Here is an 18,958-nt window from a genome sequence, read left to right on the forward strand (position 1 = left end):
GTCCCGCAGGCGAACGAACCACACACACATCCGTTCACCCACCTAACCTTCGTCCCCATACGTGGATACCATCTGCATGGACAGACAAGGAGTACGCGTTTGAGTGCGAACCGACCAACCGTCACCGCCTTCGCCGTCTACCCCGTCGCCGGCCACGACAGCATGGAACTGAACCTCTCCGGCGCCCACGGCCCCTACTTCACCCGCAACATCGTGATCCTCACCGACTCCGAGGGCCGTACGGGACTGGGCGAGGTCCCGGGCGGCGAGCAGATCACGCGAACACTGCGCGACGCCGAGTCCCTGGTCGTCGGCGCGAAGGTGGGCGACTACAAGCGCGTCCTGCGGGAGATCGGCGCCCGCTTCGCCGACCGCGACTCGGGCGGACGCGGCGCCCAGACCTTCGACCTGCGCACGACCGTGCACGCGGTGACGGCCGTCGAGTCGGCCCTGCTCGACCTGCTCGGCCAGCAGCTGGACGTACCGGTCGCGGCCCTGCTCGGTGACGGTCAACAGCGGGATTCCGTACGGGTGTTGGGCTACCTCTTCTACGTCGGCGACCCGGACCGGACGGACCTGGACTACGTCCGCGAACCGGACTCCCCCGTCGACTGGTACCGCGTACGGCACGAGGAGGCCCTGACCCCGGAGGCGATCGTCCGCCAGGCCGAGGCGACCCACGCCCGCTACGGCTTCCGGGACTTCAAGCTCAAGGGCGGGGTCCTGGAGGGCTCGGAGGAGGTCAAGGCCGTACGGGCGCTGAAGGACCGTTTCCCGGAGGCCCGGATCACGCTCGACCCGAACGGCGCGTGGTCGCTGCGCGAGGCGGTCGAGCTGTGCGCGCCCCTGAACGGCACGCTGGCCTACGCCGAGGATCCCTGCGGTGCGGAGGACGGTTTCTCGGGGCGCGAGATCCTGGCCGAGTTCCGCCGGGCGACGGATCTGCCGACGGCGACCAACATGATCGCCACGGACTGGCGGCAACTGACCCACGCCCTGGCCCTCCAGTCGGTGTCCATCCCGCTGGCCGACCCGCACTTCTGGACCATGCAGGGCTCCGTGCGCGTGGCCCAGCTGTGCAACGCGATGGGCCTGACCTGGGGCTGCCACTCCAACAACCACTTCGACATCTCCCTGGCCATGGTGACCCACTGCGGGGCGGCGGCCCCGGGCGAGTACAACGCCCTCGACACCCACTGGATCTGGCAGGAGGGCCTGGAACGCCTCACGGTCGCTCCGCCCCGGATCGTCGCCGGCGAGATCGCGGTGCCGGACGCGCCGGGGCTCGGGGTCCAGGTGGACATGGAGCGGGTGCTCGCGGCCCATGAGCTGTACCGGGAGCGGGCGTTGGGGGCACGGGACGACGCGGTCACCATGCAATACCTGCTCCCCGGCTGGGAGTTCGACGGGAAGCGGCCCTGCCTGGTGCGCTAGCGGTGCGGTCACTCCGTGCCGGCCGCCTCGCGCGCGATCTCCGCGAACTTCGCGCCCATCGCCTCGGCCAGCGCGTTCGCACCCGAGAGGGGGCGGACCATCACCATGAAGTCGTCGATCCTTCCGTCCTCGTCGAAGTGGAGGAAGTCGCAGCCGGTGAGCTGTCTGCCGTTCACGGTCGCGGTGAAGACGAGGGCGTGGTCGCGGCCGTCCGGGTCGGCGATCTCCCGGATGTAGGTGAAGTCCTCGAACACCTCCGACACGGCGTTCAGGATCGCGGCGGTGATCGCCTTGCCCGCGTACGGCTTGAAGACGACGGGGCTGGTGAAGACGACGTTCTCGGCCAGCAGGGCGGCGACGGAATCCATGTCGCCTGCTTCGACGGCCGCGCGGAAGGGATGCACAGGATCACCTCATGGAGTCGACGAGCATTCGACGAGTGTGCGCGGATATTCAACAAGTTGAATAGGTGCATTGCAGACTAGGCTGCCGACATGGCTCTGCGCAACGCGGTGATGGCCGCCCTTCTGGAGGGCGAGGCGTCCGGGTACGACCTCGCGAAGGGGTTCGACGCCTCCGTCGCCAACTTCTGGATGGCCACCCCCCAGCAGCTCTACCGGGAGCTGGAGCGCATGGAGGGCGACGGGCTCATCGCGGCCCGTGTCGTGGAGCAGGAACGCCGCCCCAACAAGCGGCTGTTCTCCCTCACCGAGGCAGGACTGGAGGCGGTGCGCGCCTACACCGCCGAGGCACCGTCCAGGCCGACGGCCATCAGGGACGAGCTGATGGTCAAGGTCCAGTGCGTCGACGCCGGCGACACCGAGGCCGTACGGGCCTCGATCGCCGAGCGGATGGAGTGGTCCACCGCCAAGCTGGCGCGCTACGAGCGGTTGCGGATGCGCCTGCTGGACGGGCGTACCGAGGACGAGTTCTTCGCGACCGCCGAGCGGATCGGCCCCTGCCTCACCCTGCTGCGGGGGATCGCCCTGGAACAGGAGAACCTCCGGTGGGGCGCGCTGGCCCTGGCCCGGCTGGAGCAGCGCGCCTCGGCCCCCAGCGGCGGCGGAAATCGCCTTTAGGCGTCGTACCGGCGGACGGCGCCGAGCAGGTCGTCGACATCCTCCTCCGTGGTCGCGAAGGAGGTGACGAAGCGGACGACACCCGGCTCCCAGCGGTCGTGGTAGAAGACGTAGCCGTCCGACAGGAGCCCGTCGATGATCTGCCGGGGCAGGCGGCAGAAGAGGATGTTGGCCTCGGCGGCGCCGAGCAGACCGACCTCGGGGACGGCCTTCAGGCCCTCCTGGAGCCGGGCGGCCATGGCGTTGGCGTGGGTCGCGTTGCGCAGCCAGAGGTCGTCGGTCAGGTACGCGTCCAACTGGGCCGCGTGGAAGCGCATCTTGGCGGCCAGCTGGCCGGCTCGCTTGGCGCGGAAGCTCAGTTCGGCGGTGAGGGAGCGGTCGAAGACGACGATCGCGTCGGCGGTCATCGTGCCGTTCTTGGTGGCCCCGAAGGAGAGCACGTCGACCCCGGCCCGCCAGGTCAGCTCGGCGGGGGTGCGGCCGAGGGCGGCGACGGCTCCGGCGAAGCGGGCACCGTCCATGTGCAGGCGCAGGCCCGCGTCCTTGGCGATGGGCCCGAGGGTGCGCAGCTCGTCGAGGGAGTAGACGGCGCCGGTCTCGGTGGCCTGGGTGACGCTCACGACGGAGGGCTGCACGCTGTGCACGTCCCCGGCCTTGCGTCGTACGGCCGCCCGCAGTTCGTCGGGATCGATCTTGGCGTCGGCGCCGCCGAGCGGAACGAGTTTGGCGCCCGCGGTGTAGAACTCGGGCGCCCCGCACTCGTCGTTGTTGATGTGGCTGTCGCGATGGCACAGCACGCTCCCCCACGGCGGGGTCAGCGCGGCCAGGCTCAGCCCGTTCGCGGCGGAACCGGTCGAGACCAGCAGCACGTCGACGTCGTACTCGAAGATCTCGCACAGCCTGCGCCGGACGTCGGCGGTGACATCGTCCGTGCCGTACGGCGTGGCCTGGCCGCCGGCCGCCCCGGCTATCGCGTCGAGGATCTCCGGGGAGGTGCCGGCGACGTTGTCGCTGCTGAAGATGCGTGCGGTGGGGGCGGGGGTGGTCATTCTCGGGGTCCTTGCTCTGCGTCGGCGGAAGGAACGGAGGGAGGAGCGACTGTGGCGGCCTCGATGAGCTGGCGCAGGGCGCCGTAGTAGACCTCGTCGTCGGTCATGGCGGGCACGATCGCGGCGAGGTGGCCGGTCAGCACCGGGAACTCCTCCGGGTCGAGCGCGGCCAGCGCGCTGCGGGTGACGGCCCGTACGGCCTTGGGGTCGCGGTGGTCGACGAAGCCGGCGCTGCCGAGCGTGAGGAGGTACATCCGGCGGTACGTGGTCATCGCCTCCTCGGGGCTCATCCCGGCCGCGATGCTGTCGGCGAGCTGCGGCTCCACCAGGCGGGCCAGCAGGTTCGACCCGAGCCAGGGGCGCGTACCGCGCAGGGCGAGCAGCCCCGGGTGGGCGGCGAGCAGCCGGTACAGGGCGGTGAAGCGTGCCTCGGTCGCCGTGGCCCAGTCGGTGTCCGGGCCGATCACGGGGAGACGGGCGGCGAGGTGGTCGGTGCACAGGTCGAGCAGGCCCGCCAGGTCGGTGCAGCGCCGCTGGAGGGAGGCGAGGGAGATGTCCAGGCGGGTGGCCAGCGCCCGGAAGGTCAGCGCGTCGGGGCCGCTCTCGTCCACGAGGAGGAGGGCGGTCTCGGCGATGCGGTCCGGGGTCGCACGGTCCAGGGAGGGTGAGTGGCGCGGCATGCGGTACATCGTACGATACGGCGTATCGAAAAGGCCTGGGTGAGGTGAGCAGGCCCCCTGGTGGGACCTCAGGGCGCCAGTGCGCCGAGGAGTTCGTCGAGGACCGCTTCCTGGCGTTCCGGGGTGGCGGCGGGGGCGAAGAGGGCGTTGATCTGGAAGCCCATGAGGGCGGCGAGGAGGCCGTCGATGACGGTGTCGTCCGGGGTGGCGGTGGTGACGTCGCCGTCCAGGCGGGCCTCTTGGAGGTAGCCGTGCATCTGCGCCCGCCAGGTGGTCATGACGGCCTCGTGGACGGCGGCCATACGTGCGTCGTGCAGGGCGCGGTCCCAGAAGGCGATCACGACACGGGCCTCCAGGAGCCGCAGCTCGTCGAGGGGCATGATCTCCCGGCAGAGCAGGCGCAGCGCCGCGAGTCCGCGCTGCTCCCCTATGGCCCGGCGGGCCCGGACGTTGGTGGCGTCGAAGGCGTGCTGGAAGGCGGACTGGAGGATCTCGTCCTTGTTGCGGAAGTATCCCGACAGGGCTCCGTTGGCGTATCCGGCCTCGGCCGCGAGTTCCCGCATGGTGACGGCGTCCAGCCCGCGGCGGGCGATCAGGGCCCACACCGCCTCGACGATCTCACGGCGCCGTGCGTCGTGGTCGACGATCTTCGGCATGCGCCCTTTCCCTCCCGGCCCCGTTCCGCTCCCCGTCCCTCTGTGCGGGTTCGCTCTGCGGTCCGACCCTAACCGTTCAGGTGAGCATCGCGGCCATGCCGGCGACCATGGCCAGGCCGCCGGATTCGCGCAGCAGCACGCTCCGGTACGGCGGTCGGGGCCGTGGGGTGCGGTTCGCCGGGCCGATGAGGGCGAGGCGGGTGTGGAGGTGGGCGGCGGCCCGGGCGATGGCCCAGCAGCCGGTGAGGAAGAGGAAAGGGGTTGGCTCCCAGGTTCCGTGGTGGGGCATGTGTGTCCCGTCCAGGTGGCCGACCCGGGCGGTGACCGCGGTGAGGGTGGCCATGGTCGCGAGGTCCACGGCGTCGGCGGGGCGCCGGGCGGGGCAGCCCTTGGTCGCGGCCCAGAGACAGGCCGCCGCGAGTGCGCCGGCTCCGGCGAGCAGTATGCCGGGGGCGGTGTGTGGGGGCAGCATCAGCGTCATCACGGCGAGGGTGATCGCGTGGGGTGCCCAGTGGCGGGCGGGTCCGGGCACGTGTCCGACGAGACAGAGCACCGCCCCTGCCGTGGCGGCGAGGGCCGACGCGTCGTGCATGTGCGCCTCCTTGTCGGTGGTCGGGGTCGGCAGTGGGGGTGGTTTTCCTCGCCCCCGCCGCCCCTACCCGTCCCATCCTTCTGGGGGCTGCGCCCCCAGACCCCCCTTCGCGCTGAACGCGCTCGTCCTCAAACGCCGGACGGGCTGGGGGGTGGCCCTCCGTCCTCAAACGCCGGACGGGCTGGGGGGTGGCCCTCCGTCCTCAAGCGCTGGACGGGCTGGGGGGTGGCCCCTCGTCCTCAAGCGCTGGACGGGCTGGAGGGTGGCCCCCCGGCCTCAAACGCCGGGCGGGCTGGAATGTCGTCGTGCGGCGATCAGTGTGCCCGCTGCGAAGAACAGGATCACGACTCCCTCGAAGAGGAGGGCCAGGTTGGTGGAGCCGCCGATCAGGGTCGTGAAGTTGGTCAGGACCAGCCATGCCACCGCGCACAGGCCGAGTCCGCCCAGTACCGGGGCGATTCGGGTGTGCCAGAGGCGGGAGTCGGTGTCGCCCCGGGCGAAGAAGACCAGGACCGCGACGCTCACCAGGATCATCAGGACCAGTACCCCTAGCGTGGCCAGGCCGCTCATCCAGGTGAAGAGTTGCAGTACCGGATCGGCGCCCGCCAGGGCGAACGCGGCGACGACCACTGCGGCCGAGGCCGTCTGGACCAGTGAACCGATGTGTGGGGAGCCGTGTCGGGCGTGGCTGCGGGCCAGTGCCGAAGGGGCGCTGCCCTGGCGGCCGAGGGAGAACAGGTAGCGGGCGATCGCACTGTGGAAGGCGAGCAGCGCGGCGAACAGGCTCGTGAGCAGCAGGATCTCCATCAGATCCGAGGCCGCGCCGCCTACGTACTCGCCCGCGACCGCGAAGACCAGTCCCGCCGTGTTCTCGGCGGCGGCGCCCTGCACCTTGTCGGTGCCGACGGCCAGGACCATGGCCCAGCTCGCCAGGGCGTAGAAGACACCGATCAGGATCACGGCCAGGTAGGTCGCCTTCGCGACGCTGCGCTTGGGGTCGCGGGCCTCCTCGCCGTAGATCGCCGTCGCCTCGAAGCCTACGAACGACGCGACCGCGAACATCACGCCTATGCCTGGTGAGCCGGTCGAGAAGGCGTCCGGGGTGAAGGAGGTCAAGTTGATGCCGTCGGCGCCTCCCTGGACCAGGACCGCGACCGACACCACGGCGACTATGCCCACCTCCAGCACGATCAGCAGCGACAGGACCTTCGTACCTACCTCGATGTTGCGGTAGCCGAGGATCGCGACGAGTAGAAGGAGGATGCCGCTCCAGGTCCACCACGGGAGGTCCGGGCCGCCGTACTTCGTGACGAGGCCGCCCGTGGTGACCCCGGCCAGGCCGTAGACGCCCGCCTGGATCGCGCTGTACGTCAGGAGGGCGAGGCCTGCGGCGCCCGTGCCGGTGACTCTGCCCAGACCTGCCGTGACGTACGAGTAGAAGGCGCCTGCGTCCACCACGTGGCGACTCATCGCCGCGTAGCCGACGCTGAAGAGGAGTAGGACCGCGGCTACCAGCAGGTATGCCGCGGGGACGCCCGGGCCGTTGCCGATGGCGAACATGACCGGCAGGGCGCCGCCGATCGCGGTGAGCGGTGCCGCTGCCGCGACGACCAGGAAGACGATTCCGGTGACGCCTATCGAGCCGCGCAGACCCGGCGCGGGAGTGGTCGTACCGGATGATTGTGTGGTCAGGTCAGCCATGGTGGTCCTCCGGTGCGCAGCAGGCGTGGGCGGTCGGAGTGGGGGGAACGTCGAGCGTGGGGTTGCGGTCGAAGAAGCCGACCGGTCGGAGCTTGAAGCCGGTGTAGTCGACCGGCATGATCGGCCAGTCCTCCGGCCGGGGGGCGTGGGTGAGGCCGAAGGTGTGCCATACGACGATGTCCTGGCCGTCGATGTCACGGTCGGCGGCCGTGTACGCGGGCAGACCCGCCCCGCCGGGGTGCTGGTTGACGAAGTCGCCGGCGGGATAGCGCTCGGCCGGGTCGTAGCGGGTCACCCACAGGTGCTTCGTCGCGAAGGCGGCGCGGGCGGCGACCGACGAGGCCGGGTCGGCGAGCAGCGCGGGCTTGCCCTCGGGGCAGAGGGCGTACGCCACCGGGTGGCCGAGGCGGTTGAGGGAGCCGGGGTTGGAGATGTGCCAGACCCGGTCGGTGCCCGCGTCGGCCATGCGCTGGGCCTCGCTCTCCCGGGTGAGGGGGGTGCGGCGCAGGGCGAAGGCGTTGCCGCGCGGGTTGTCGGGGCCGATCGGCACGCGGGCCGTCTCGATCTCCTCGACGCGGTTGGCCGTGCCGTCGACGGCCATGTCCAGGCGGGCGCTGAACAGGTGTTGGTGGTACGGCGCGCCTAGGCCGGGGGCGATCTCGGTCGCGTAGGGGTAGTCGCCGCCTGGGTGGGCGGAGGTGAAGACGACGCCGGTGGCCTTGGCCTCGAACTCGATGGTGCCGTCGAGGTAGAGGTACCAGTAGAAGCCGTAGTCGTAGTTGCCGACGGTGGTGAAGAAGGAGATCACCATGCGGCGTTGGCGCCGGGTCTCGGCGGAGCCGGCCCAGAGGTCGGTGTGCTTCCAGAGGATGCCGTAGTCCTCCTCGTGCAGGCAGACGGCGTTGGGGAGGGTCTTGGGGGCGCCGGTCTCGTCGGCGATGACCGCGTCCAGGTACGTGATGTCGCCGAGGCAGTCGCAGCCGAGCTGGAGGGCGTTGGCGTAGCGGCCGATGAGGTATTCGCCGGTGTCGAAGTAGTTCTGCCAGGAGCGGACCGGGGAGGGGTCGGCGTACGGGACGACCATCTCCGCGATCGATGCTCGGTGGATCACCGACCGGTCGGCGAAGGCCAGTTGGTGGAGGATCAGGCCCTCGCGGGCGTCGAAGCCTACGCGCAGGGTCCACTTCTCCCAGGTGAGGAGGTTGCCTTCGAGGGTGAAGCTGGGGCCCTCGGGCTGGGTGATCTCGATGGGTTTTTGGGTGGTGCGCGGGGGGCCGGTGACGGCGGGGTCGTCGAAGTTGCCCGACTCGGTGGGGATGGGGACGGGGCCGAAGTCGAGGACACGGTCGACGGTTCGGTTGAGGACGTCTACGTAGGCGACCAGCCCGTCGACCGGGTGGGCCCAGGCGTGGTCGGTGTCGTGCTCCTGGACGAAGGCGAGGCCGCGCAGGACGCGGCGCCCGCGCTCCTCGGGGTACTCGTCGGCGTAGACACCGGCCGACAGGGGCGCGACCCGTACGCGTGAGACGTCCAGGTCCCGGCTCCTGAGCGCGGCCAGCCATCGCTCGTCGCCGGCCAGGATCTCCTCGACGAGCCCGAACTCCTCGTCGAGTACGGGGAGTTGCCCGTCGACGGCGACATCGAGGGCACGCTGGGAATCGACCCGGCCGTGGGTGACGGACACGATCACGTCCCGGGCCGGGCCGCCCGCCGGGTCCGTGTCGAGCAGCAGCACCCGTACTCGGCGGTCGACCGGGACACCGGGCACGTGGGCGAGCAGTTCGCCCTTGGCCGGTTCCTCCAGACCGAGGTAGGCGAAGCGGGTCGACGCCGTGAGGAGACCGGCGTCGGTGAGTGTCCGGCGGGCGGTGTCGATCTCGACGGGGGTGAGGGGGTCGAGCGGATGGGGCTCTGTCGGGATGTGCGAGGACAGGGGCAGGACGTCCATGGGTGGGTTCCCCTCCGGGGCGTGCCGAGCGTCTTGCGGCGAGCACCGACTCCTGCGGAGGGCGGCGGCCGTTTTTCTCTACGTTCGTAGAGGAAAGATGCCCGGGGTGTATTTCACCCGCGACCTTCGCTCGTTTCCCTGCCGTTAAGCGGCTCGCCCGCGCCAAGGTCTCGCCGCGACCGCCGGGCCGCTGCTGTCGTCGCCACCACGGTCGGGGCCGACGAAGCCGGGGCCGGTGATCGCGGCGGGACCGGCCGCGGTGAAGCGCGTCATTTCTCGGCCGGGGTGGGGGCTCGGGGAAGGCGTAGCTGGAAGCACGCTCCGAGGGTCCGGGGGGTGAGGGTGAGGGTGCCTCGGTGGCGGTGGGCCAGGTCGCGGGCGATGGCGAGGCCCAGGCCGGTGCCGCCGTGGTCGCGGGAGCGGGCGTCGTCGAGCCGGACGAAGCGTTCGAAGATGCGCTCGGCGTCCTCGGTGGGCACGCCCGGTCCGTCGTCGTGCACCGTGAGGACGACCCAGGCGTCCTGGTTCCGGACGGTGATCTGGATGCGGTGCGCGGCGTGGCGGGCGGCGTTGTCGACGAGGTTGCGCAGCAGCCGTTCGTATTCGTCGGCGTTCCCGTGTGCGTGTGCGGGGGCGGTGCTGTCGCAGGTGAGGGTCAACGGCCGTTCGGCGAGGGGATATTGCTCGGTCAGCCGGGAGACGAGGGCTGTCAGGTCGACGGTGTCGGGGTCGGCTGTGGGGGTGCGGGTGTCGAGGCGGGCGAGGAGCAGCAGGTCTTCGGCGAGGGCCTGGAGGCGGCGGGTCTGTCGTGCGGCGGTGGTGGCCGCGGCGGGCCAGTCGGTGCGTTCCGGGTAGGCGAGCGCGACTTCCAGGCTGGCCAGCAGGGTGGTGAGGGGGCTGCGCAGTTCGTGGGCGGCGTCCGCGACGAAGCGGCGTTGCTGGGCGGCGGCGTCGTCGAGGCGCTGGAGGGTGCTGTTGATGGTGGTGGCCAGGGCGGCGATCTCGTGTCCCGTGGCGGGGACCGTGACGCGTTCGCGGGGGTCGTTCGCGGTGACCGAGGCGGTGAGGACGCGGATGGCCTCGACCGGCCGCAGCGACCTGCGGACGGTGAAGTAGACGGCGGCGCCGATCAGTACGAGGCCGACGAGCCCGGCCCGCAGCAGCAGAAGGTCGGTGGTGCCGGCGATCTCCTCGGCCGTCTTCGGGAGCACCACCACATAGATCCGCAGGTAGGCGTCCGAGGCGACGCCCAGAGCGGCGACTTTGTCCTTGCTGAGTCGATCGACGCCGACATCGGCGAACATGACCGTGAAGGTCCCGCCGGCCAGGCCGAGTCTGTCCCTGGAGTGGGAGCCGCGCTCCGGTATGCGGAGGGGAAGGATCGTCAGGACTCCGGGCTGCCTGGCCTCCGTCGGTGTGGGCAGCACATGGCGGGTGCCGGGATCGAGGGCGTCCATGCCTCCGCCGTAGGCGACAGCGGTGCGCCGGCCGGACGCGACGACCTCGTACGGCAGCACGATGCTTTTCTGAGCGGGAAGCACACCCCCGTTCAGCTGATCGACGAGAGCCCAGACCTGTTGCTCGGCCTGTCCTTCGGCGATCCGGGTGCCCTGGCGGTAGACGTCGTGGTGCAGCCACCAGCCGATGCCGACCAGGATGACGGCGGCGGCCGAGGCGGCGGCCAGGGCCGTGCGGGCTCGTACCGAACGCGGCCACCAGCGGCGTCGCGGCTCAGTCGCGTTCACGGTCGTCCACCAGCCGGTAGCCGGTACCCCGTACGGTCTCCAGGGACCGTCGGCCGAACGCGGAGTCCACCTTCTTGCGCAGTGCGCTGACCCGTGCCTCCACCAGGTTGGGATCCAGGGCTTCGTCGGGCCACGCGTGATAGAGCAGATCCGCTTTGGAGACCGCCTGGCCCGCCCGGCGGGCCAGCAGCTCCAGCACGGCGAACTCCCGGGGTGTGAGTTCCACCCGGGTCCCGGCCCGGCGGCAGACCCGGCCGGCGACGTCCAACGAGAGGTCGCCCACGGCGAGGACGGGCGGGGCAACCGTGGCCGCTCGTCTGACCAGGGCCCGCAGCCGTGCGACGAGCACCACGTAGGAGAAGGGTTTGGCCAGGTAGTCGTCGGCCCCCGTGTCCAGGGCCTCCGCCTGATCCCACTCCCCGTCCTTGGCGGTGAGTACCAGGATGGGGGTCGCGTTGCCCTCCCGGCGCAACTGGGCGCAGACCTTGTAGCCGTTGAGCCCGGGCAGCATCAAGTCCAGTACGACAAGGGCGTATTCGCCGGTCCGGGCCATCCACAGTCCCTGCCGGCCGTCATGGGCGAGGTCGACGCTGTAGCCCTCGGCGGTCAGACCGGTGTGCAGGGTGTGGGCGAGGTCCACCTCGTCTTCGACCACCAGGATGCGCATGCGGTGCAGCCTCGCACAGCGCCCGCCCGCCTTCCTGATCGGCCGGTCAGGTTGGGTCAGCGTCCGGTCAACGGGGTCCGGGCACGGTGGCGGAGTTTCTTCGCCGCCGCTGAAAGGCCCTGTCGCCGATGTCCGTTGATGAACGTGCCCCCGCCATGGCCAGAACGGTCTCCCCTCCCGTACCCGCCCGTCGACGAACACCGGGCCCGGCCAAGGCCGTTGTCGTCATCGTGCCCTTGGCGCTGACCATCGCTCTGGGGCTCTGGGGTATCCGCAGGCAGAACACCCTGTGGGGGGACGAGTCCGTCACCGATCAGCTCGCGCACCGCGATCTTTCGCAGATATGGCTCACCGCCCAGCACATCGATCTGGTCCATGCCCTCTACTACTTCATGATGCACGAGCTCTTCGGTCTCTTCGGCGGAGGGCTGCTGACGCTGCGGCTGCCGTCCGTGCTGGCGATGTCCGTGGCGGCGAGCGGAGTCGGGCTGCTGGGGCTACGCCTGGCGGGACCCCGTGCCGGGCTGCTGGCCGGGCTGGTGTTTCCGCTCCTTCCCCAGGTGCAGAAGTTCGCGCAGGAGGGCCGCTCGTACGCCATGGTCTGTGCCCTGGTCACCTGGGCCACCTACGCGCTCGTGGTCAGCGTCCCGCAGCGCGCCCGGTGGCGGTGGGCGGTCTACGGCTCCACCATGCTGCTGGCCTGTCTGCTCCATGAGTTCGCGGTCCTCGTCCTGGTCGCACACGGCGTCACACTGGTCGTCTCCCGTGCTCCACGACCGGTGCTGAGGGCGTGGAGTGCGGCTGCCGCGGGCGTCGTGGCCGGGCTGTTGCCGCTGGCGATCCGCAGTGCGGGGCAGTCGGCGCAGGTGTCCTGGATCGGCGGACCGGTGCGGCCCGGTTATTTCCTGGTGGTCGCGGTCGTCGGCGTGGTGTGTGCCCTGGCGCCCCTGGGGGTGCGGGGGCCCGTGCGGCTTTCCGTGCTGGCTGTGCCGATCCTTGTGCTTCCGGGCCTTCTGCTGCTGATCGCCTCACCGGTCAAACCCCTTTTCGTCGACCGGTATGTGCTCTACAGCAATATCGGAATCGCCTTGCTGCTGGGCGCCTTGATGGATTACTTCCTCCGGCGGCAGCGGTTCTCCCGCTACGTGTGGATCGCGGCGGTCGCCGTACTGGCCGCGCTCGTCCAGCCGAGCCTTTCGCTGAGGACACCCCAGAGCCGGAGCAATGACGTCACCGCCATCGGCGCCGCCGTACGCGAGGAAGGCCGTCCCGGCGACGGGCTGCTCTATCTCGCCGGCCAGCACCGGATCCTGACTGCGGCCAACCCCGAGGACACCCGTCTCCTGACAGATCTCGCCCTGGCACAGGACCCCGTCTCGTCGAACACGCTTGCGGGTGTCGAGCTTCCCGCCCGGGAGATCGCGGCACGCATGCTGGAATTCGACCGGATCGTCGTGGTCCGCGCGGTGGGTGTGCACTCGCCGACCAACCCGCAGGAGGAAGCGAAGACAAGCACCCTGCGACGCCACTTCCGCGAGTACGGAACAACCCATGTCAACGGGGCGCGAGTCACCGTCTACGTCCGAGACCACGGCCCGTCTATGAAGGCCGGTCCTGGATCCAACAGCCGGGAGCGAGCGACGGGTTGACGAGGTGACCGCGACCGGTGCCGGCCCGGCCGGCACCACCGCCGTCACACTGCCCCGCCCCGGAAGCCACGGACCTCGGCCTGCCGGTCGCTACTGCCGTGGAAGGCTGCGGCCGCTCTGTGCCGCCGCCCGACTCATCGCGACCGCACGCGAGCGGCGCCTGCGATTCGCCCGCCACTGGCCATGAACGGAAGGCATCACCGACACGGGGCGGTCACAGCGCACGTCCGCGGATGCGACGGCCGCACATGACGCCCCCTCAGGCCGCGTGCCCCTGCGGCTTCCACCCCTTCTCGGTGGTCACCAGCACCCGCTGCCCCGCGAGTTCACGGTCACCGGCGATCTCGATCAGGGCGCGTGCGGCGTTCACGAACGGGAGGGTGGGCAGGCCCGGGACCTTGGCGACCTGGTCGAGGCGCTTGACCGTGGCGGTGGGGACGGCGGGGGCCTCCTTGAGGTTGACCGGGTGGACGATCGTCCAGTTCAGGCCGCTCGCGGGCAGGGTCTCCTCCGAGAGCTCCTTGTCCTTGAAGATCGCGGCGACGACCGTCCGGTAGACCAGCCGCCCCAGGAGCGAAGCCTTCGCCGCCGTCTCCCCGACCCCGAACGCGGAGACCAGCACGAACCGCTCGACCCCGGCGTCCCGTACCGCGTCGGTGACGACCGGCAGGGTGCGCCGCATCAGGTCGACGGGCTTCTTCGCGCGCAGCGCGACCCCGACGGCCGAGATCACGGCGTCACTGCCGACGAAGGCCTTCGCCATCGCGGCCCGGTCGTCGAGGGAACCCTGGACGACGGTCAGCCCGGCCTGCGGCCGTATCGCGTCGGGGTTGCGGACATAGGCCACGACCTCGTACCCCTGGGACAGCGCCTCCTTCGTCACATGCGAGCCGATGTTGCCGGTGGCGCCCAGTACGGCGATCTTCATGGTTCTTCTCCCTCTCGCCCTCCGGGGGCACATTGACAGCACTTACATCATAAGTCTAACTTGAATCGAAATCGATATACACCATAAGTTTTGTGATCTGCGAGGACACCCGTCATGAAGGTCCACCACCTCAACTGCGGTTCCATGCGTCCGCCCGGCGCCCGTCTCGTCTGCCACGTCCTGCTGATCGAGACCGCGAACGGCCTGGTCCTCGTCGACTCCGGGTACGGCCTCGACGACATCGCCGATCCCAGGCGGCGCGTGGGACCGGCGCGGCACTTCATCCGGCCGGTGTTCGACGCCGAGGAGACGGCCGCCAGGCAGGTCGAGAAGCTCGGCTTCCGCCGGGACGACGTACGCCACATCGTGCTGACCCACTTCGACGCCGACCACATCGGCGGCCTCTCCGACTTCCCCCACGCCGAGGTCCACCTCACCGCGGACGAGGCGCGCGGGGCCGTCCACTCCCCCTCCCGGCGGGAACGCGTCCGCTACAGCTCCGCCCAGTGGGCGCACGGCCCGAAGCTCGTCGAGCACCGCCCCGACGGGGAGAAGTGGCGCGGGTTCGCCGCGGCCAAGGAGCTGGACACGATCGCGCCCGGCATCGTCCTGATCGCACTCCCCGGCCACACCCGCGGCCACGCCGCCGTGGCGGTCGACACCGGTACGCGCTGGATCCTGCACGCCGGTGACGCCTTCTACCACCACGGCACCCTCGACGGCCGCTCCCCCGTCCCGGCTTCCCTCCGCGGCATGGAGGCGGTCATCGCGTACGTCGGGAAGCAGGTCCGCGACAACCACGCCCGCCTCGCCGAACTCCACCGAGCCGCCGAGGCCGACCTGATGATCGTCAACGCCCACGACCCGTCCCTGTACGAGAGGGCACGCGCCGGCGCGTAACGGCGTACCGCCGGCGACGGGAAGTGCGCGAGGTCAGCGCCGGGGGGGGGCGCGGTCCGCGCCGAACACCCGCCCCGCCGAAGCCCGGCCGTCGACGCGGGGCGGGCGGGAGTCGCCTCGTGACGGTCAGCCGCCCGCGCTGTCGGCAGGCGCGTCGGGGAGCAGCGCGGCGACCCCGGCCCGCAGAAACGCCATGGCCGCGTCGACGTCGGCGTGCTCGGGGTCGTGGCACAGCTCGGCGACGATGGCCGCCGCCGTGGTGGCCACCATGCGCGGCCCGAAGGCGTCCGGTGCGTTGCCGCTCTCCGCGGCGAACAGCCGGGCGCCTTCCTGTACGACTTCCGCCAGGCGTCCGTTGCTGACAGCCTTGATCTGCGGATTCAGCTCGAACATCCGCTCCGACAGATCGTCGAGGTCGCTCCGGTGGGCGATCTCCTCGCGCAGCCAGTGCTCCAGCGCGTCGAGCGTCAGCCAGCCCTCCCGCCGCTCGCGCAGAGCCGTCCCCAGGCGTTCCGCGAGGGCGTCGGAACGGGCCAGCGCCAGGTCCAGCTTGGACGGGAAGTAGAGCGTGACCGTGCGCGGCGAGACCTCCGCCGCCTCGGCGATGTCGGCGATCGTCGTCGCCTCGAATCCGCGCTCGGCGAAGAGCACGTACGCCGACCGCAGGATCGCCTCCCGCCGCCGCGCCTTGCTCCGCTCCCGAAGTCCGTCCCGTGGACCGTCAGTCGCACCTTCAGTCACCATGCCCAGACTTTACCATGCAAGGTTAATTTACATCCGACTGTAATTATGCCTTACAGTGCAGACGACTGGAGATCCACCGGACATCGAAAGACGAAGGGAAGGCGGACATGGCGTCTCGCCTCTATGCATGGGCCCGGCTGGCGGTGACCCGTCGCCGTCGGGTCATCGGCGTCTGGCTGCTGCTGCTCGCCGTGGTCGGCGGCCTCGGCATCACCGTCCACGGCAAGGTGGCCTCGGACTTCACCGTCCCGGGCATCGAGTCCCAGCAGGCCCAGGACCTGCTGGAGGAGAAGTTCCCGGACGCGGCGGGCGGTGTGATCCGCGTGGTGTACGCCGCTCCGAAGGGCGCCACCCTGACCGAGGCGAAGACCGAGGCGGCCATCGAGGCTGGGCTGGCGAAGGCCACCGGGATCTCCGGGGTCGTCCAGGTCACCGATCCGTTCAAGGCCGGGACGATGTCCTCGGACAAACGCATCGGCTACGCCGACATCCGCTTCCGGCAGGCCGCCGCCGATGTCCCGCAGACGGCCAAGGACGCCCTGAGCAGCGCCATGGCCCAGGTGCGGAAGGGAGGGGTGGAGGTCGAGTACGGCGGCACGGCCATGAAGCCCCAGACCAAGGTCGGCGGGCCCGCCGAACTCGTCGGTGTCGTGATCGCCCTGGTCATCCTGGCCCTGACGCTCGGCTCGCTGGTGGCGGCCGGGCTCCCCCTGCTGACCGCCGTGGTGGGCGTGGCCATCGGTGTGCTGGGCGTGAAGTTCGTCTCGACATGGGTGGAGATCACCGGTACGTCGACCGTGCTGGCCCTGATGATCGGCCTCGCGGTGGGCATCGACTACGCCCTGTTCATCATCTCCCGCCACCGAGAACAGCTCGCCGACGATCCCGGCATGGACGTCGAGGAGTCGATCGCGCGGGCCGTGGCGACGGCGGGCAGCGCGGTCGTCTTCGCGGGCGCGACCGTCATCATCGCCCTGGCCGCCCTGTGCGCCACCGGCATTCCCTTCCTCGCGGTGATGGGCCTGTCGGCCGCCGCCACGGTGCTGATCGCCGTACTGATCGCCGTCAGCCTGGTACCGGCCGTGCTCGGCGCGTTCGGCGAACGGCTGCGGCCCAAACCCCGTCGTCCGCGAGCCGGTCGCCGCGAGCGCACCCCCGGCACCTGGGGCCTGGCCTGGGCCCGTACGGTCACCCGTAGGCCCCTGATCGTCCTGCTGGTCGGGGTGATCGCCCTGCTCGCCCTCGCCCTGCCGGCCCGCAACCTCCGCCTGGGACTGCCCAGTTACGCCTCGGACCCCACCACCAGCACCCAGCACAGGAGCTACGACCTGCTGACGACGGGATTCGGCCCGGGCTTCAACGCCACCCTCGTCGCCGTCGTCGAGACGAAGGACATACCCGCCGGGGACGTCACGGCCACCGTCACGGACCTGCGCACCGCACTGGCCGAGGACTCCGACGTGGCGGCCGTCTCCCAGCCGGTCCCCAACGCCGACAAGAGCCTCTTCGTCATGGCCGTCGTACCGAAGACGGGCCCCGACGACCGGGCCACCACCGACATGGTCGGCCGGCTGCGCGACAACGCCCCGGCCGTCGCCAGGGCGGGCGGCACCCTCTACATCGCCGGCCAGACCGCGGCGGCCATCGACGTCGCCGACAAGCTCTCCGGCGCCCTGCCCGGCTTCGTCGCGATCATCGTGATCCTGGCCCTGATCCTGCTCACCCTGGCGTTCCGCTCACTGCTGGTCCCGCTCAAGGCGGCCGTCGGCTTCCTGCTCTCCGTCGCGGCGGCCCTGGGCACCACGGTCTGGGTCTTCCAGTACGGCCATCTCAACGGACCGCTGGCCATCCCCTCGGCCGCGCCGGTCACCAGCTTCCTGCCCGTCCTGCTGATCGGCGTCCTGTTCGGACTCGCCATGGACTACGAGGTCTTCCTCGTCAGCCGGATGCGCGAGCACCACGAGAACACGCGTGACCCACAGCAGGCCGTCGTCCACGGCGTCGCCCGCAGCGGTCGCGTCGTCAGCGCCGCCGCCCTCATCATGGCCGCGGTCTTCGCCGGGTTCATCTTCAACGAGGACCCCGTCATCAAGTCCATCGGCTTCGCACTCGCCGTCGGGGTCCTCATCGACGCGTTCGTCGTCCGGATGACCCTCGTACCGGCCGCCATGGCCCTCCTCGGCCGCCGCGCCTGGAGCCTGCCGCGATGGCTCGACCGCGCCCTGCCCGACGCGGACATCGAGGGCGCCAACCTCCCCGACCGCACCACGCCGAAGAACGAGGACGAGGACAAGGACGCCGAGCGGAGCGAGGTGCCGGTGGGGTGAGGCACCGGGCAGGTATTACGAGGGTGCCTCGACCCGGCGGCGGACCGCGTCCAGGAGAAGCTCCAGGCCGTACTCCATCTCCGCCTCGTGATCGATGACGGCCAGCTCGGTCGCCGCGGCGGCCACGGCGGGTAGCCCGCTGTCGACGAGTTCCTGCTCGCGCATGGTGATCACGCCCGGGATGGCACCGGCGTACGTCGGCGCGAAGCCCACCTCCCGCGAGAGCGTCCCGATCAGGAAGGCGATGAAGGCCCGCAGTACGTGCACGGCGGCGGCGCCCTCCAGACCGGCTCGGTTCAGGAGGCGCAGCGCGGCCTCCACCACCGGCATCGCGGCGGGCGCGTTCAGCCGCCGGGTCAGCACGAGGGGCGCGGAGCGGGGGTATTCCAGGGCGGCGGAGCGGAACGCCCTGGCGAGGCTGCGCATGCCGTCCTCCCACGACAGTTCGTCGTCGGCCTCGGGGATCCTGATCCCCTGGAGGATCACGTCCGCCATGGCGTCGAGCACGTCGGTCTTGTCGTCGACGTGGTTGTACAGCGACATGGTCCGCACCCCGACCGCCGCCGCGATCTTGTGCAGCGACAGCTTCTCCATGCCCTCCGTCTCGGCGACGACCAGCGCCTGACGCACGATCTCCGCCCTGGTCAGCGGCCCACGGCGGGTCATTCTCTGCGCCATCACCCATCCCTCCGATCAGTGGCGCATCCCTGCGCCCACCTATCAACTTATCTCATAAGTTTCAAGCCCCACGAGCACCCGACCCCCCCGACACGACTCCCTTGACACAACTTATTCCATAAGTCTAGCTTGAGGAAACGCCGTACATACACCGTAAGTTTTTCACGGCTCTTTCCATGTC

17 protein-coding genes are annotated in these 18,958 nt (G+C 70.6%); 5 read left to right on the forward strand and 12 right to left on the reverse strand.

The genetic code is table 11. The features are described from left to right. Window positions 1-162 precede the first annotated feature (162 nt). A complete protein-coding gene (locus ACFYXF_RS27020) occupies window positions 163-1,434 on the forward strand; it encodes an enolase C-terminal domain-like protein (RefSeq protein WP_389353343.1) in 1,272 nt (423 codons plus the stop codon). Between the two features lie 8 nt (window positions 1,435-1,442). Here the strand turns inward: ACFYXF_RS27020 and ACFYXF_RS27025 are convergent, their stop codons facing one another. Next, window positions 1,443-1,838: a nuclear transport factor 2 family protein gene (locus ACFYXF_RS27025; RefSeq protein ID WP_389353108.1), complete on the reverse strand. Its 396-nt coding sequence runs from the start codon at window positions 1,836-1,838 to the stop codon at window positions 1,443-1,445. A 90-nt stretch (window positions 1,839-1,928) separates the two neighbouring features. Between ACFYXF_RS27025 and ACFYXF_RS27030 the strand changes: the two genes are divergently transcribed. Beyond that, window positions 1,929-2,513, forward strand: a complete 585-nt coding sequence (locus ACFYXF_RS27030) for a PadR family transcriptional regulator (protein WP_389353110.1) — start codon at window positions 1,929-1,931, stop codon at window positions 2,511-2,513. Here ACFYXF_RS27030 and ACFYXF_RS27035 read toward each other — a convergent pair. From ACFYXF_RS27035 to ACFYXF_RS27070, 8 genes are all read right to left on the reverse strand, one after another. Then, the gene (locus ACFYXF_RS27035) at window positions 2,510-3,562 is read right to left on the reverse strand and encodes a threonine aldolase family protein (RefSeq protein ID WP_389353112.1); all 1,053 of its coding nucleotides are present in this window, start codon (window positions 3,560-3,562) and stop codon (window positions 2,510-2,512) included. The two genes, ACFYXF_RS27030 and ACFYXF_RS27035, sit on opposite strands and share 4 nt — an antisense overlap. Further along, window positions 3,559-4,242 (reverse strand): TetR/AcrR family transcriptional regulator C-terminal domain-containing protein, encoded by a 684-nt coding sequence (locus ACFYXF_RS27040; protein ID WP_389353114.1) that lies wholly within the window; start codon window positions 4,240-4,242, stop codon window positions 3,559-3,561. Before ACFYXF_RS27040 ends, ACFYXF_RS27035 begins: the two co-directional genes overlap by 4 nt. A gap of 68 nt (window positions 4,243-4,310) precedes the next feature. Continuing rightward, the gene (locus ACFYXF_RS27045) at window positions 4,311-4,898 is read right to left on the reverse strand and encodes a TetR/AcrR family transcriptional regulator (protein ID WP_389353116.1); all 588 of its coding nucleotides are present in this window, start codon (window positions 4,896-4,898) and stop codon (window positions 4,311-4,313) included. 76 nt (window positions 4,899-4,974) lie between these two features. Further along, entirely contained in the window at window positions 4,975-5,490 is a 516-nt protein-coding gene (locus ACFYXF_RS27050; RefSeq protein WP_389353117.1) for a hypothetical protein, read from the reverse strand. Window positions 5,491-5,766: 276 nt separating this feature from the next. Then, entirely contained in the window at window positions 5,767-7,191 is a 1,425-nt protein-coding gene (locus tag ACFYXF_RS27055; protein WP_389353119.1) for an APC family permease, read from the reverse strand. Beyond that, window positions 7,184-9,139, reverse strand: coding sequence for a primary-amine oxidase (locus tag ACFYXF_RS27060; protein ID WP_389353121.1), 1,956 nt, complete (start codon window positions 9,137-9,139; stop codon window positions 7,184-7,186). The genes ACFYXF_RS27055 and ACFYXF_RS27060 overlap by 8 nt, the downstream gene beginning before the upstream one ends. A 269-nt stretch (window positions 9,140-9,408) precedes the next feature. Beyond that, entirely contained in the window at window positions 9,409-10,884 is a 1,476-nt protein-coding gene (locus ACFYXF_RS27065) for a sensor histidine kinase (protein WP_389353122.1), read from the reverse strand. Beyond that, the gene (locus tag ACFYXF_RS27070; protein ID WP_389353124.1) at window positions 10,871-11,551 is read right to left on the reverse strand and encodes a response regulator transcription factor; all 681 of its coding nucleotides are present in this window, start codon (window positions 11,549-11,551) and stop codon (window positions 10,871-10,873) included. The genes ACFYXF_RS27065 and ACFYXF_RS27070 overlap by 14 nt, the downstream gene beginning before the upstream one ends. 155 nt (window positions 11,552-11,706) lie before the next feature. Between ACFYXF_RS27070 and ACFYXF_RS27075 the strand changes: the two genes are divergently transcribed. Beyond that, a complete protein-coding gene (locus ACFYXF_RS27075; RefSeq protein WP_389353126.1) occupies window positions 11,707-13,200 on the forward strand; it encodes a hypothetical protein in 1,494 nt (497 codons plus the stop codon). Between the two features lie 259 nt (window positions 13,201-13,459). Here ACFYXF_RS27075 and ACFYXF_RS27080 read toward each other — a convergent pair whose 3' ends face one another. Then, window positions 13,460-14,128, reverse strand: a complete 669-nt coding sequence (locus ACFYXF_RS27080) for an NAD(P)-dependent oxidoreductase (protein ID WP_389353127.1) — start codon at window positions 14,126-14,128, stop codon at window positions 13,460-13,462. Window positions 14,129-14,242: 114 nt separating this feature from the next. Here ACFYXF_RS27080 and ACFYXF_RS27085 point away from each other — a divergent pair, with 114 nt between their 5' ends. Next, window positions 14,243-15,028 (forward strand): MBL fold metallo-hydrolase, encoded by a 786-nt coding sequence (locus ACFYXF_RS27085; RefSeq protein ID WP_389353129.1) that lies wholly within the window; start codon window positions 14,243-14,245, stop codon window positions 15,026-15,028. A gap of 126 nt (window positions 15,029-15,154) precedes the next feature. Here ACFYXF_RS27085 and ACFYXF_RS27090 read toward each other — a convergent pair whose 3' ends face one another. Further along, on the reverse strand, window positions 15,155-15,772 hold the full coding sequence (locus ACFYXF_RS27090; protein WP_389353130.1) for a TetR/AcrR family transcriptional regulator: 618 nt from the start codon (window positions 15,770-15,772) through the stop codon (window positions 15,155-15,157). A 107-nt stretch (window positions 15,773-15,879) separates the two neighbouring features. On the opposite strand from ACFYXF_RS27090, the gene ACFYXF_RS27095 reads away from it, so the two are divergent. Continuing rightward, entirely contained in the window at window positions 15,880-18,099 is a 2,220-nt protein-coding gene (locus tag ACFYXF_RS27095) for an MMPL family transporter (RefSeq protein WP_389353132.1), read from the forward strand. 15 nt (window positions 18,100-18,114) lie between these two features. On the opposite strand, the gene ACFYXF_RS27100 is transcribed toward ACFYXF_RS27095, so the two are convergent. Continuing rightward, a complete protein-coding gene (locus tag ACFYXF_RS27100; RefSeq protein ID WP_389353134.1) occupies window positions 18,115-18,777 on the reverse strand; it encodes a TetR/AcrR family transcriptional regulator C-terminal domain-containing protein in 663 nt (220 codons plus the stop codon). Between the last annotated feature and the right edge of the window lie 181 nt (window positions 18,778-18,958).

This window comes from Streptomyces sp. NPDC002680 (assembly GCF_042889145.1).
Taxonomy (GTDB): domain Bacteria; phylum Actinomycetota; class Actinomycetes; order Streptomycetales; family Streptomycetaceae; genus Streptomyces; species Streptomyces adonidis.

What these genes read in the sequence shown, in the direction of transcription:
- ACFYXF_RS27020 (WP_389353343.1), top strand. Translation starts at nt 163, where the DNA reads ATGGAACTGAACCTCTCCGGCGCCCACGGCCCCTACTTCACCCGCAAC.
- ACFYXF_RS27030 (WP_389353110.1), top strand. Translation starts at nt 1,929, where the DNA reads ATGGCTCTGCGCAACGCGGTGATGGCCGCCCTTCTGGAGGGCGAGGCG.
- ACFYXF_RS27035 (WP_389353112.1), bottom strand. Translation starts at nt 3,562, where the DNA reads ATGACCACCCCCGCCCCCACCGCACGCATCTTCAGCAGCGACAACGTC.
- ACFYXF_RS27040 (WP_389353114.1), bottom strand. Translation starts at nt 4,242, where the DNA reads ATGCCGCGCCACTCACCCTCCCTGGACCGTGCGACCCCGGACCGCATC.
- ACFYXF_RS27045 (WP_389353116.1), bottom strand. Translation starts at nt 4,898, where the DNA reads ATGCCGAAGATCGTCGACCACGACGCACGGCGCCGTGAGATCGTCGAG.
- ACFYXF_RS27050 (WP_389353117.1), bottom strand. Translation starts at nt 5,490, where the DNA reads ATGCACGACGCGTCGGCCCTCGCCGCCACGGCAGGGGCGGTGCTCTGT.
- ACFYXF_RS27055 (WP_389353119.1), bottom strand. Translation starts at nt 7,191, where the DNA reads ATGGCTGACCTGACCACACAATCATCCGGTACGACCACTCCCGCGCCG.
- ACFYXF_RS27060 (WP_389353121.1), bottom strand. Translation starts at nt 9,139, where the DNA reads ATGGACGTCCTGCCCCTGTCCTCGCACATCCCGACAGAGCCCCATCCG.
- ACFYXF_RS27070 (WP_389353124.1), bottom strand. Translation starts at nt 11,551, where the DNA reads ATGCGCATCCTGGTGGTCGAAGACGAGGTGGACCTCGCCCACACCCTG.
- ACFYXF_RS27075 (WP_389353126.1), top strand. Translation starts at nt 11,707, where the DNA reads ATGGCCAGAACGGTCTCCCCTCCCGTACCCGCCCGTCGACGAACACCG.
- ACFYXF_RS27080 (WP_389353127.1), bottom strand. Translation starts at nt 14,128, where the DNA reads ATGAAGATCGCCGTACTGGGCGCCACCGGCAACATCGGCTCGCATGTG.
- ACFYXF_RS27085 (WP_389353129.1), top strand. Translation starts at nt 14,243, where the DNA reads ATGAAGGTCCACCACCTCAACTGCGGTTCCATGCGTCCGCCCGGCGCC.
- ACFYXF_RS27090 (WP_389353130.1), bottom strand. Translation starts at nt 15,772, where the DNA reads ATGGTGACTGAAGGTGCGACTGACGGTCCACGGGACGGACTTCGGGAG.
- ACFYXF_RS27095 (WP_389353132.1), top strand. Translation starts at nt 15,880, where the DNA reads ATGGCGTCTCGCCTCTATGCATGGGCCCGGCTGGCGGTGACCCGTCGC.
- ACFYXF_RS27100 (WP_389353134.1), bottom strand. Translation starts at nt 18,777, where the DNA reads ATGGCGCAGAGAATGACCCGCCGTGGGCCGCTGACCAGGGCGGAGATC.